General features: G+C 57.8%; 11 protein-coding genes. 3 read left to right on the top strand and 8 right to left on the bottom strand.

The window, feature by feature from the left end:
* Positions 1–67 precede the first annotated feature (67 nt).
* From GN111_RS31235 to GN111_RS31270, 8 genes are all read right to left on the bottom strand, one after another.
* Positions 68–1,261 carry a DegT/DnrJ/EryC1/StrS family aminotransferase gene (locus tag GN111_RS31235; protein WP_155307501.1) on the bottom strand — a complete coding sequence of 398 codons (1,194 nt, stop codon included), beginning with the start codon at positions 1,259–1,261 and terminating at the stop codon, positions 68–70.
* A 12-nt stretch (positions 1,262–1,273) separates the two neighbouring features.
* Complete coding sequence (locus GN111_RS31240; protein WP_155307502.1) at positions 1,274–2,668, bottom strand: penicillin-binding transpeptidase domain-containing protein; 1,395 nt, start codon at positions 2,666–2,668, stop codon at positions 1,274–1,276.
* A gap of 72 nt (positions 2,669–2,740) precedes the next feature.
* The gene (gene metG, locus GN111_RS31245) at positions 2,741–4,663 is read right to left on the bottom strand and encodes a methionine--tRNA ligase (RefSeq protein WP_155307503.1); all 1,923 of its coding nucleotides are present in this window, start codon (positions 4,661–4,663) and stop codon (positions 2,741–2,743) included.
* A 3-nt stretch (positions 4,664–4,666) separates the two neighbouring features.
* A complete protein-coding gene (locus GN111_RS31250) occupies positions 4,667–5,473 on the bottom strand; it encodes a PSP1 domain-containing protein (RefSeq protein ID WP_155307504.1) in 807 nt (268 codons plus the stop codon).
* Between the two features lie 12 nt (positions 5,474–5,485).
* Complete coding sequence (gene holB / locus GN111_RS31255) at positions 5,486–6,523, bottom strand: DNA polymerase III subunit delta' (RefSeq protein WP_155307505.1); 1,038 nt, start codon at positions 6,521–6,523, stop codon at positions 5,486–5,488.
* 99 nt (positions 6,524–6,622) lie between these two features.
* A complete protein-coding gene (locus tag GN111_RS31260; RefSeq protein WP_155307506.1) occupies positions 6,623–6,898 on the bottom strand; it encodes an HU family DNA-binding protein in 276 nt (91 codons plus the stop codon).
* Between the two features lie 80 nt (positions 6,899–6,978).
* Positions 6,979–7,548, bottom strand: a complete 570-nt coding sequence (locus GN111_RS31265; RefSeq protein WP_231715611.1) for a UpxY family transcription antiterminator — start codon at positions 7,546–7,548, stop codon at positions 6,979–6,981.
* A 78-nt stretch (positions 7,549–7,626) separates the two neighbouring features.
* Positions 7,627–9,960 carry an LPS-assembly protein LptD gene (locus GN111_RS31270; RefSeq protein ID WP_170302546.1) on the bottom strand — a complete coding sequence of 778 codons (2,334 nt, stop codon included), beginning with the start codon at positions 9,958–9,960 and terminating at the stop codon, positions 7,627–7,629.
* A gap of 406 nt (positions 9,961–10,366) precedes the next feature.
* On the opposite strand from GN111_RS31270, the gene surE reads away from it, so the two are divergent.
* From surE to tmk, 3 genes are all read left to right on the top strand, one after another.
* Complete coding sequence (surE, locus tag GN111_RS31275) at positions 10,367–11,131, top strand: 5'/3'-nucleotidase SurE (protein WP_155307508.1); 765 nt, start codon at positions 10,367–10,369, stop codon at positions 11,129–11,131.
* Positions 11,132–11,169: 38 nt separating this feature from the next.
* Positions 11,170–12,114 (top strand): 3'-5' exoribonuclease YhaM family protein, encoded by a 945-nt coding sequence (locus GN111_RS31280; protein ID WP_170302547.1) that lies wholly within the window; start codon positions 11,170–11,172, stop codon positions 12,112–12,114.
* A 64-nt stretch (positions 12,115–12,178) separates the two neighbouring features.
* Positions 12,179–12,820 carry a dTMP kinase gene (gene tmk, locus GN111_RS31285; RefSeq protein ID WP_155307510.1) on the top strand — a complete coding sequence of 214 codons (642 nt, stop codon included), beginning with the start codon at positions 12,179–12,181 and terminating at the stop codon, positions 12,818–12,820.
* Positions 12,821–12,824: the final 4 nt, after the last annotated feature.

The raw sequence follows: 12,824 nt of genomic DNA on the forward strand, positions 1-12,824 counted from the left end.
CCGAGGATTCAAGGGGTTGAAAGAAAAAGAGATGCATTCCGAATCACTTGTTGAATCCTCAATTTTTTTAAACAACACCTTTCAAGGCCGACACCGTTGCATCGATGCGCTGCTGCAGTTGCGCTCCGGTCCAGCCCAGCTTGATCTGCATGGAGATGGCCCGCTCCATGAGCGCATCGGATGCCGGCAGGGCAATGGAACCGAAGTCCGGACAGTTGGGCAGGGTCTGGACGGCCAGGCGGGCCGATGCCCGCAGCGTGTGGAAATGGTCCCACTTGCGGATGTAGTGCCAGTTGTTGTCGAACCAGTGGAAACAGCCGTCTACACCGACTTCGCCCAGGGCCTTGACCGCTGCCCGGGTGCGCTGCAAGTCCGGCATGAAAAAGGTCAGGAAGGTGGCCGAGTCTCCATCCGGGTCCGGCAATTGACGGAAAGCGATCCCGTCAATGGCCTGCATGGCGGTTTTGATGGCGGTCTTGTTGCGCCGCTGGGTATCCAGAATCCAGTCCAGTTTTCGGAGCTGGGCCAGGCCAACGGCGGCATTGAGTTCGCTGATGCGGTAGTTGCCGCCGATGATCAGGTGGTCCTCGGCGCCGCGGTCACTACCGATGTGGTCGTGCCCATGGTCGGCATAGGCGTCGGCGGCCACGTATACGTCGCTGTCGTCGGTGACGACGGCGCCCCCTTCGCCGCAGGTGATGGTTTTGACCGGGTCGAAGGAGAAACAGCCGGCCTTGCCGAAGCTGCCCAGGGCCTTGCCCCGGTAGCTGGCCCCCACGCTCTGGCAGGCATCTTCCAGAAGGATCAGTCCCTTGCGGTCGCAAAGCGCTTTGATTTCGTCGATGCGGGCCATGGATCCGCACATGTGCACTGGAATGACGGCCCGGGTGGCTGGTGTGACGGCTGCCTCTATCCCTTCCGGCGAAAGGCAGAGCGTGTCGTCGATTTCGGCAAAGACCGGCACGGCCCCGGCCATGAGCACCGACTCGATAGTGGCTACAAAGGTAAACGGGGGTACGATCACCTCGTCTCCGGCGCCGATCCCACAGGCTGCCATGGCGGTGGAAAGGGCCGCGGTGCCGCTGGCACAAAGATGAGCATGGGCAACGCCCAGGCGTCGGGCGAGTTCGGTCTCGAAGTCCCTGGCCTTCCAGTGGCCATTGCGGGCGCCGTCAAAGCCGTAACGGAACAAAACGCCCGTTTCTAATACATCGTTGACCTGGCTGCGCTCCTCGTCGCCGAAAATTTCAAACCCTGGCATAATTTACCTCCTTTATCCGCTGGAATCCTCGCCGTTTTCTTTCTGTCTGGCGAAATAGTCCTTGAAGTAATGTTCGATGGCCATGCGGGCGTATTGCCCGGCCCGGATGCCGATATACTCTTCATGGGCCACTACCACGGCCACCACCATTTTTTCGTGGCCTTTTTTCTCGTTCGCATAGCCCACGTACCAGTCGAAACGGGCATCGTGGGCGCGATTGAAAATCGATCCGGTTTTGCCGCCCAGCGTCAGGCGGGAAAGGACCTTGCTGCGACGGTGGCCGCGAAATATTTTCCTGGCCGTACCCGAGGTTACCGTGGCGGTCATCAGTTGGCGCAGTACCTCGGCCGTGTGTGCAGATACCGCCGCATTCATGAACCGTGGCCGGGTTTCGTAAACCGGCTTGCCCGCATCGTCTGTGATCCGATCGACCAGGGTCGGTTCCACCGGTGTGCCGCCGTTGACCACAGCCGAGACGATAACCGCCCCATGCAGTGGGCTGAGGGTGGTCTGGCGGTTGAACCCGCTGGCGATTTCGGCCCGTCGGTAGGAATCGTCGTCTACCTCCAGGTGGCTGGTGGGCCAGGGAAGTTCGAAATTCACGGTCCGGTTGAAGCCAAAAGCATCTCCAAAGACTTCCAGAGCTCGGGGTTCCAGGTACAGGGCTCCGATTTTGCCGAACACCGGGTTGACGGACTGGGCGAATGCGTCCTTGAAAGAGATGGAATTGGTGTAGCGGTTGGTCTTGTCCGTCAGCTGGCGCTTGTAAAGGGTATGCTTGTATCCGTTGAATTTCAATCGGGTTCCGGCCCGATAGCCCTTTTTTTCGACCGCCGCCGCCGCCGTTACGATTTTGAAAAGGCTGGCCGCAGGGTAATCGGCGGTCAGGCAGGGGTCCTGTTCGGGATCGATTTTGTTGAATCCGGCCAGGGTCAGAATCCGGCCCGTATCGGGTTCCATGGCCACAATGCCGATGTAGCGGGAGTTGACCCGGTCCATGTGCTTGAGCAGGTACTGCTGAAGATCGAGGTTCAGGCTGGTCGTCACCCGGTAGGGGTGGCCGTCGAATGTCACTTGCAGGACGTGCTCTTTCAGGTTGACCAGCGGCGTGCTGCCCAAAAGGATCCGAACGTCGCTTTTTTTGACCAATGCATTGGTGTCAGCCGCCGGCGCTGCCGCTTGCCGGGCAGGGGGCTGCTTTTCCTCTTCAGGGCCGTTGGCGAGGACCCAATACGCGACCCCCAGCAAAAGAACCGCCAGGGCCAGGACGAGCCCGCTGTACTTGCGGTGATGCACTCGGTCGTGCCTGGTCGGCATGTACTGCCGTCGGAGGCGCTCCTGATAAGCCCTCCAGTCGAGACGGTCGAGCTGACGCTGCTGTGTTTTTTTGCGTTTGAACAAGGGCACGGGTCAATCGTCCGAAAAGCTTGTTACAAAGTCGGCTGAAAAGCGTGTTCGATGGCTATTTGAAATTTGCCGTCAGGACAGCGCCGTACCCGGCTTGACCGGTTTGTCCAATGTGGCCACCGTTACGCCGGCATCGTCCGATGCCGCGATGAGCATGCCTCTGGAAAGCACCCCCATGAGTTTGGCCGGTTTCAGGTTGGCCACGACAATGACCTGCTTGCCCACCAACTCTTCCGGAGAATAGTCACCGGCAATGCCCGAAACGATGGTCCGCTGTTCGCCCATGTCCACGGTAATTTCCAACAGTTTTCTGGCCCGGGGAACCGCTTTGGCGGCCACCACGGTGGCCACGCGAAGATCGATTTTGGCAAAATCGTCGATGGTGATTTCCGGCTTGATCGGCGTCATCATGGTATCGGCATCCTGCTTTTCCATCTGTGTCGTTTTTTTCTTGTCCAGATCGATACGCGGAAACAGGGAGATGGATTTTCTCAGCTTGCCTCCAGCCTTGAGCCCCCGCCATGTGGTGAGCTGTTCCAGCTTGAAGAAATCGTCATCGCCGGAAAGTCCCAGGTGCGCCTGCATGGTGGCGGCGGTGTCGGGCATCACAGGATAGATGAGGCCCGAAACGATGCGCAGACCTTCCAGCAGGTTGTAGATTACCGTCTGAAGCTGTTTGCCCGCGGCTTTGTCTTTGGCCAGCACCCACGGGGCGGTGACGTCCACATACTTGTTCAGGTGGGTGATTAACTCCCATACCGCAGCCAGGCCCTTGTGAAAGGCGAACTGTTCCATGCTTTCGGTGTATGCCTCGATAGCCTTTTTGGCGTTGTTTTCCAATCCTAAATCCATCTCTTTTTCGGCGGCGGGGTCCGGTTCGGGAACCACGCCGTCGAAATACTTATGGGCCATTGAAAGCACCCGGGAGAAAAGATTTCCCAAATCGTTGGCCAGGTCCGAGTTGATCCGCTGAATCAGGGCCTCTTCGTTGAAGCTGGAGTCCAGGCCGAAGGCCATGTCCCGCATGAGAAAAAAACGGAAAGCGTCCAGTCCGTAGACGTTTTTCATTTCCAGTGGTTCGACTACATTGCCGATGCTTTTGGACATCTTGCTCTGGTCCACATTCCAGTAGCCGTGCACGTTGAGGTGCTGGTAAACCGGGATGCCGGCGGCCTTGAGCATAATGGGCCAGTAGATGCCGTGGGGTTTGAGGATGTCCTTGGCCACAATGTGCTGGGCCACGGGCCAGTAGGTTTTGTACAGCTCGCCGTCCGGATAGCCCAGAGCGGATATGTAATTGAGCAGGGCATCGAACCACACGTAGGTCACGTAGTCGTGGTCGAAGGGCAGGGTGATGCCCCATTTAATGCGGGATTTGGGTCTGGAGATGCACAGATCTTCCAGCGGCTCGCGCAAAAAGGCCAGGACTTCGTTTTTGTAGCGCTCGGGCCGGATAAAATCGGGGTACTGTTGGATGTGATCGATCAGCCACTGCTGGTAGCGGCTCATTTTGAAAAAGTAGTTGGACTCCTTGATGGTTTCCGGCGGCGTCTGGTGATCCGGGCAGCATCCGTCCACCAGCTCCCGTTCGGTGTAGAAGCGCTCGCAGCCGAAGCAGTAGAGTCCTTCGTATTCGCTGAAGTAGATGTCACCGGCGTCATAGATGCGCTGAAGAATTTGCTCCACCACGGCCATGTGGGCCTTGTCGGTGGTGCGGATAAAGGCGTCGTTGGAGATGTTCAGCTCCGGCCACAATTTCCTGAACAGGCCGCTGATCTGGTCCACATACTGCCGGGGCGTCTGGTTCTCTTTTCTGGCGGCCCGGACGATTTTATCCCCATGTTCGTCGGTACCGGTGAGAAAATAAGTCTGGTCGCTGCTCATGGCGTGGAAGCGACGGACGACGTCGGCTGCGATGGTGGTATAAGCATGGCCCAGATGCGGACGGGCGTTTACGTAGTAAATGGGGGTGGTAATGTAAAAAGGGGCGGCCATGGTTTATCTCCTGTTCGTGATAATGTCTTCGATACCGATTTCCACTTCTCCGCCTTCTTGAAGGCGCAAAGTCAGACGATTGCAGATGACGTTATGGCGGGTCACCTTTCCGCGACCGGCAGTGGAGTCCACCATTTTACCGATTTTGGGAAACCGCTGCTTGAGTTGACGGTACGTCTCGTTTTCGAAGGTCAGACAGCACATCAGCCGGCCGCACTGGCCGGATATTTTGGTCGGGTTCAACGAAAGCCCCTGCTGTTTGGCCATGCGGATGGATACTGGTTCGAATTTTTCCATGAAAGACGAGCAGCAGAAGACACGGCCGCAGCGTCCGATGCCGCCGGTCATCTTGGCCTGGTTGCGGATGCCGACCTGGCGCATCTCGATGCGCACCCTAAACTGCTTGACCAGAATTTTGACCAGTTGCCTGAAGTCCACGCGGCCGTCAGCAGTGAAAAAGAACGTCAGTCGACTGGCGTCGAAGGTGCTTTCCACGGAGAACAGGTTCATCTTCAGCCCAAGGTCCTTGATGCTCTTCAGGCAAAAGGCGTGGGCCTCGCGTTCCAGGGCCTTGTTGTTCTCGACCTGTTTCAGGTCTTTTTCATTGGCCTTGCGAAAAACTTTCTTGAGCGGTTTGCCTTTTTTACCGGTTTCGTCCAGCGGTTCCGGTGCAGTCTCCACCGTTCCGAAGCCCAAACCCTTTTCCGTTTCCACGATCACCTGATCGCCCAAATTGAGCACGAAGGCCCCGCAGCTGAAGTCGTAGATTTTACCGCCGGTTTTAAACCGGATTCCCACTTTTTTATTCATGGTTTCACTTTTTTATAAGGAACAGGTCCGTGCCATCCTTAGGACCATGGCGTCCAGTGTCAATCTTGTGTTCGTGTTGGCGCGCAGGGCAGTCCTGGCTTCTTCCACCGCGTCGATCTGTTCGATCAACGCAGCCGGTTTGGCCTTTTCGGCGGCCGCCGCGAGTGTTTCCATTCGATCACGGTTCAATACCCGTTGTGGATCACATCCGGTGACAAGGATATCACGCAGCCACATGGTAATGATTTCCAGCGAATCTTCAAGGCGATCCTTTTTTGCGGCCAGTCGTTCAGACAGCGCCAGCCATGTCCGAAAGTCCGGTGTGCCGGAATGGGAGATGAGGTCGGTCAGCACGCCGACGATCCAATCCCTGCGGCTGAGCCAACTGCCTTCGATTCTCGCCCGTGCCCGGGCGATGCTGCCGCCGCACAGGCCGGCCAACGCGGCCAGCACCTTGGCGTCCACCTCTTTTTCCCTCGAGAGCACCTGGCAGATCGCCTCTTCGCCCAAGGGAGCGAATCGAATGTGCCTGCAGCGGGAGACAACCGTGGGCAAGAGATCCATGGGCTGCGCTGCGGTCAGAATCAGTAAGGTGCGGTCCGGCGGTTCCTCCAGCACTTTGAGCAAGGCGTTGCCGGCTTCCGGATTCATCGCCTGCGCCTCGGAGATAATAACCACCCGTCGGCGTGCCTCATTGGGCTTCAATGCCAGTGTTTTAAGCAGTTCCCGGATACGGGCGATTCGGATGACCGCCGAGGTGGGCGCGACGTGAATGACGTCCGGATGGTGGTGGTCGGCGATTTTTTTACATGAAGCGCACGCTCCGCAGGCATCGATGGCGTCGAAGGGGGGGCGGTTGCGAAGGCTCGATTGCAGCGTCAGGCAGTTGCAGGCCATGGCGAAAGCCGTGGCGGTGGTTTTTTTCCCTACTCCCCCGTCTCCGGTAAAGAGCAACGCATGGGGATGCGTCCCATTGCGGATAAAGGTTTTAAGCAGCCTGATGGGGGCGTCCTGGCCAACGATGGCGTCAAATCCGGTTGCCGTCGTCATTTTTTGTCGATTCCGGGAGGTTCAATCTGTCTTGCTGCATTGTCGGCAGGGGTGGTTTGCCGGTAGAACCGACCTCCAGGTTCGGGTCTCGCATGCCGTTTATTGATCCACCCGCTCCTTGAGTTCTTTGCCGGCTTTGAAAAAAGGGAGCTTTTTGGGTTTGATGGTGACCTTCTCGCCGGTTTTGGGGTTTCTTCCCGTATAACTCTTGTACTCTTTCACGAAGAAGCTGCACAGGCCGCGAATTTCAACACGTTCGCCGTCGGCCATGGCATCGGCCATGCTGTCGAAAAAAATCTGGACCACTTTTGCCGCTTCGGACTTGGAGATGTCGGCTTGGGTCTTCAAAGCGGAGATGAGCTCCAGTTTATTCATATATCCTCCTTGAGCCGTCGATAGTGTATACGGGATCGAAAATGACTCTATAAAACAGAACTTAATACAAAGTCAAGCAGTTATGTTAATATCTCCGGAAGCTTCTCCACATCCTCCGCTGCCACGTTGACGGCGGCGAACTGCCCTAAGGCCTCGATATTGACGACGACACGACCGTCGCCGCGATAGGTTGAAAAGATGCCGGTTACCCCGGCGAAAGGGCCCCGGATCACCATCACGCGGTCGCCTTTTTTGAAGCGCGTGCCGGTGACCACCTCTTCATCGGTCGACACCATAATCCGAAGAGATTCGATGGTGGCATCGGCAATGGGCACCGGCCCCCGGGCGCTGCCGATAAGCCGCACCGCTCCGGTGGTTTTCAATATTTCGACGTGCTCGTAGGGATTCAGGTTGGTGCGGACGAACACGTAGCCGGGGAAAAGGGGTACCCGGATCATTTTATGGCGGTCCCGCCTGCGGCTTTTCACCGTGATTTTAGGCAGGAAAACGTCCAGGGTTTTTTTGGCCAGCCCTTCGTTGACCACATTTTCGAAGCGGCTTTTCGTGTGCAGCGCATACCATGCGCGAATGAGTTTATCGCCTGCCATGGGTCGGTCCATCCGTTGAATGGATAGGGTTTCGTCGGCCATCCGCCGGCCAGTCCGGCGAACCGCCAAAGGAGGAATCGTTTACCACTCCTTTTTCCAAAAGGCAATGGACGAGAAACGCTATTTGCCGAATCCGCCGATCCCCATCAGATTTAGACGAAACGCGAAGCTATGGTCCCCGTCTTCGTTGGTGTAGCGGAAATCGAAGGCCCAGCACTGGGCGGTATAGAGAAAACCGGCACCTTTCAGAACGTCCTTTTCCGCCAGCAGGTCGCGTTCGTATTCGCCGGTTACGGACAGGCGGCCGGTCAGCTTGACGGCCACGGTGCCGTAAACGGATTCATTTTCGTCTCTTTCGTAGCGATGTTCGATTCTCAGACGGTCTCCCCGGAGGTCGTTCACCACCGCGGCCACATTGTGAGACGAAAAATGGCTGGCGTAGGTGTCGAAGTCGGCATCGGAGTCCAATCCGAAATAGGAACCGAAAGAGAGATCCAGCTCTCCATAAAGGTCGGAAAACGGTTCCGGATCGTCATCTTTGGCCGCGTCGATGTCGTAGGTCTGTTCCAGATAGAACCGGCAAAACCGGCTGTAGTCGTAGGTCGGTAGGATTATTTCTTTTTCCGGATCTTTTCCGGGTGCCGCCTTTGCCACTGCGGAAGGTTGTTCTTCACCGCCGGTTTCCGGCCCTTTGCCTGCGGCTGTATGTCCGGGTGGGGATGGCTTTTTCGACTGCCTGGACGTGAGGGTATTGGTCAGCGAGTAAGTGACCGTGTTGGCCGCTGCGATGCGATCGATGTCCGTGTCGAAATCGGGCAGGTCGGATTGGTCCTGATCCGGTATGTATTTGTAAACCACACGGGGTTTGACGCTGTGGCGAATCCGGTCGACGGCGGCCACCGGCGACCCCATGATCTTCGAAAACTCGGTGGAGACATCCAGCTTGGCATCGTAAATCTGGCGATAGGTGGTCTTGTCCAGGGCCTCGTCCTCCCAGCGGTCCATGACCCAGGTGGTCTGGCGCCAGCCGGCGGAGGGTTCCACCGAGAGGTAATTTTTCCATTTGAGCGGCAGATAGGCGCGGGGGTAAAGATCGGCGCGGTGGCCCCTTTCGCCGTCCTCCTTGTAAAAATAGGTGTATTCGGAGGCCAGGTCCCAATAAAAAGGACTTTCGAAGGCCTGTTGTTTGGTGCCGTCGAATTCGATCCGCGGCAGTCGCTGCAGGGTATCGTCGGTTTCCTCCCAGCGACGGTTGGTCACGTTGTCGTTCCACAGTACGTCGGCATTGAGGGAAAAACGGGACCAACTGCGGCTTACGTTCAAACGATTGGTTCGCGTGTCTTCGTCATAGGTGTCCAGATCGCGCCCGAAGGTCTCCAGAAAGGACTCCCGGGTGGCGTAAAATCCGTCGGGGCCCTCCCTGAATTCGGTCAGGTAGTCCTGGTCGCTGACAATATCGAGATCCAGCCGGGCCATGAACCCTTGAGGCAGTTCCTGATCCACCTTGGCCCGCAGCCAGTAGCGGTCGGCATTGGGGCGGTCATAGTCATCGTCGCCATAGCCCCACTGGTCGGTGGCCTTCTCGGTGCCATCATCGACCTTGCGGTCGTGCAGGCCATCGACCATGATGGCCCCAAAGGAAGCGTCGGTCAGGGCATAACGGTATTCCAGGCCGATCTTGGCCCCACGTTCTTCCATGTAGTGGGTATACAAGGTGGCGTCGGAGCTGTCGTTGATGGCCCAGAAGAGGGGTTGGTTCCAGGCAAATCCCTGGCGGTCCGAATAACCGACCTCGGGAAACAGCAAGCCGGTCTGACGTTTGGTTTTGGCGGGGAAAACGATGTAAGGTACGTACAATACCGGCAGGTCGTGCGCCCGGAGCACGGCGTGGCTGGCAGTTCCGTAGCCTTCGACCGTCACCTTGAGCGTGCGGCTGGTGATGATCCAATCGGGACGGTCGCCGTCGCAGGTGGTGACGGAGCCCCGTTCCACCCGATAGGTCTCCTTGCCGGTTTTCTCGATTCGCTGGCCCCGGATATAGAAATGATTCTGTTCGAGAAACAGGCTGCCGCCGGTTACGACACCGGTTTCCTGCTCGATATCCAGTTCCAGGCGCTGGCCGGTCAGGATGTCTTCGTCCACGGTCAGCACCACATGGCCTTCGGCCACGGCGGTCATGGCTTTATGGTTGAAAGCGACCCGGTCAGCGATCAGTCGGGTGGCCTGCTTTTCGATGATGACCTGGCCCGTGGCGTGGTAAGTGGTCGTTGCAGCATCGTAGGCCACATTGTCCGCGCTGATCTGCCAGGGGACCTTGGGGCTGCCGGCGATGCGGTCCCCGATGGTATCGGCCACAGAATAATCCGGCGCCCAGAGGGCCCAGAGGAAAATGGCCAGAAGCACTGCCGGGATCGGCGTTCCGGGTCGCGAGGGTCGGGGGATGAGCGGTCGCATCAAATGGTTATTGGTGTTGTTGCGTTGTCTCTTAGAGGTGCCTTTTGTTCGAATCCTACGAGCGCGGATGCAGGATAACCGCTTGCACATAAATGAAAAAACAAATATAAAGCTAAGCTGTCGGAAATTGCAACAACAGTTTTGGCGGCGCCGTAAAAAGTCCGATATCTTCGTTACGCTTCATCCCTCGTCACGGTGGAGTACGCTTAAGTACACTGCCTCCGGCACCCGCGATAGCGGTATTCTTGGGATGGAACATAAATGTTCGCCGTTAGGAAGTAGGTCAATTTGCTGTTCGTTCGCTTGCGCTCGCTATCGCGGCCCGCAAGCCTTGATCTCGAACTTTTTACGACACCGCCTGAACATTGACTTTTAACGCGTTCAACAGTTTTGGCGTTTTATTTAAATGCAAGTCCTGCTGACCAATGACGACGGAATTTACGCTCCTGGATTGTGGGCCTTATATCAGGCCTTCGCCGAGCAGCATCGGGTGTGTGTGGTGGCCCCGGATCGCGAACGCAGTGCCGTAGGCCACGGAATTACCCTGCATCAGCCCATCCGCAGCCAGAAGACCCGGATCAACGGGGGGGCAACCGGCTTTGCCGTCAACGGAACCCCAGCCGACTGCGTCAAGCTGGGGCTGGCCGAATTGCTGGAAACCCCGCCCGAACTGGTCGTTTCCGGGATCAATCCGGGAGCCAATGTGGGGGTGAATGTCAACTATTCCGGCACCGTGGCTGCGGCCAAGGAGGCTGCCATGGCAGGCATTCCCGCCATGGCCGTCTCCATCACGGCACCCGGTGACCGTCACATGAAAGACGCCGCCGTTGTCGCCGCCTCCTTTTGCCGGCAAATGATGGACTGGAAACTGCCGCAGGGGACCTTTCTCAACGTCAATTTTCCCGATCTGCCCAAAGAGCGTATTCGCGGCGTCCGCTGGAGCCGGCAGGGAGCCAACGGCTGCGCCCAGCATTTCGAAAAACGACTGGACCCGCGCAACCGGACCTATTACTGGCAGGGCTGTGACGCTCAAGGCGGTTACGACCGACCGGACATCGACGGTGCGGCGTTGCAGGAAAACTATATATCCATTACCCCCATCAAATGCGACATGACCGATTATGACGCCCTGAACGAACTGGCCCGACGGAAGGTCTCCATTTCCTATTAATGGCTTCCTTCCGGTCTTTCCGGATGAGGATGGTATCCATGACCAAACGTTTTGTCTCCGATCTTGCCGCGGGAAGCGCCGTTGACGAAGTTTTTCTGCTGGCCCGGCGCAACATGGCCCACAAAAAAGACGGCAACCCTTTTTTAAATGTCACCCTGGCGGATCGCAGCGGACAGGTTAACGGGGTTGTGTGGGATCAGGTGGACCGCATTGCCGCGGCGGCGGCCGAAGGCGATTTCGTGCATGTACGGGCCCAGGTGGGCGAGTACCGGGGCAGTTTGCAACTGGTGGTCAAAGACATGGTCCGGGTGCCGGAGGAGCAGGTGGATGCCGCCGATTTTCTGGCCGCCACCACTCGTGACGCCAGTCAGATGCTCGACCGGCTCAAAGAGATGACCGCCCGCATGCAGACGCCCTGGCTGCGGGCGCTTTTCGACCTTTTCTGGGCCGATGCGGACTTCGTGGCCGCCTATGCCAGCGCCCCGGCGGCCAAGCGCATGCACCACGCCTATATCGGCGGCCTGCTGGAGCACACCCTCTCCATGGCGGTTCTTTCAGAGACCATCGCCGGGCATTACAGCGGCGTCGACCGCGATCTGCTGTTGGCCGGAGTGATCCTCCACGACGTGGGGAAGACGCGCGAGCTGGAATATTCCCGGCGCATCGATTACACCGACGAAGGGCGCCTGCTCAGCCACATCGTCATCGGACTTTCCATGCTGGACGAAAAGCTGAAGCAACTGCGCGATTTTCCGGAAGACCAGGCCCAATTGCTCAAACACATGATCGTCAGCCACCACGGCGCCCGGGAGTTCGGCTCCCCTGAACCGCCCAAGACCATCGAGGCGGTGTTGTTGAACTACATCGACGAGATGGATTCCCGGGTCAACAGCATTCGCGAGTATGTGGCCAAAGACGAATCGGATGGGGCATGGACGTCGTATCACCGGTTGCTGGAGAGACATTTTTATAAAAAACGGTGAACAGTGATCGGTCATCGGTGAGTCCGGAACTGTGAACCCGCAACCAGAGACCACAAACCAAAAAATGTTCATAACATTAGAAGGCATCGAGGGAAGCGGCAAGTCCACCCAGATAACGGCCATCGCCCGTTGGCTGAAGGAGGCCGGATACGACTGCCTGACGACCCGAGAACCGGGCGGTACCTCCATCGGCGGTCAGATCCGCAGTGTCCTGCTGCACCCGGCCAATGACGACATGGCGCCCGGCACGGAATTGCTGCTGTACGTGGCCGACCGGGTCCAGCATCTGGAGACAGTTGTCCGTCCGGCCCTGGCGGCCGGCAAGGTAGTGGTCTGCGACCGCTATTTCGATGCCACCATGGTCTACCAGGGCTATGCCCGGGGCCTGGACAAAAAGACGATCCTGCGATTGCACGACCTATCCTGCGGCGGCCAGACGCCCGATCTGACGCTGCTGCTGGACCTGGCCCCCGAAGAGGGGCTGGCCCGGGCCTGGCGGCGAATCGCGTCCGACGACGCCCACGCGGCGGAGTCCCGCTTCGAAAAGGAAAAACTGGCTTTCCATGAGAGGGTGCGCGAAGGCTATCTGGACCTGGCGCGAAACCAGCCGCAGCGGTTTTGCGTCATCGACGCGGACGCGGACACCCAAACCGTGCAAACCCGGATCGAAACAGTTCTGGCGCACCATTTTGAAATTTTTTCCTGAAAAA

Origin of the sequence: Desulfosarcina widdelii (assembly GCF_009688965.1) — a bacterium.
Taxonomy (GTDB): Bacteria; Desulfobacterota; Desulfobacteria; order Desulfobacterales; family Desulfosarcinaceae; genus Desulfosarcina; species Desulfosarcina widdelii.

Coding starts and splice junctions, on each gene's coding strand:
- GN111_RS31235 (WP_155307501.1), bottom strand. CDS start 1,261: ATGCCAGGGTTTGAAATTTTCGGCGACGAGGAGCGCAGCCAGGTCAAC.
- metG (WP_155307503.1), bottom strand. CDS start 4,663: ATGGCCGCCCCTTTTTACATTACCACCCCCATTTACTACGTAAACGCC.
- GN111_RS31250 (WP_155307504.1), bottom strand. CDS start 5,473: ATGAATAAAAAAGTGGGAATCCGGTTTAAAACCGGCGGTAAAATCTAC.
- holB (WP_155307505.1), bottom strand. CDS start 6,523: ATGACGACGGCAACCGGATTTGACGCCATCGTTGGCCAGGACGCCCCC.
- GN111_RS31260 (WP_155307506.1), bottom strand. CDS start 6,898: ATGAATAAACTGGAGCTCATCTCCGCTTTGAAGACCCAAGCCGACATC.
- GN111_RS31265 (WP_231715611.1), bottom strand. CDS start 7,548: ATGGCCGACGAAACCCTATCCATTCAACGGATGGACCGACCCATGGCA.
- GN111_RS31270 (WP_170302546.1), bottom strand. CDS start 9,960: ATGCGACCGCTCATCCCCCGACCCTCGCGACCCGGAACGCCGATCCCG.
- surE (WP_155307508.1), top strand. CDS start 10,367: ATGCAAGTCCTGCTGACCAATGACGACGGAATTTACGCTCCTGGATTG.
- GN111_RS31280 (WP_170302547.1), top strand. CDS start 11,170: ATGACCAAACGTTTTGTCTCCGATCTTGCCGCGGGAAGCGCCGTTGAC.
- tmk (WP_155307510.1), top strand. CDS start 12,179: ATGTTCATAACATTAGAAGGCATCGAGGGAAGCGGCAAGTCCACCCAG.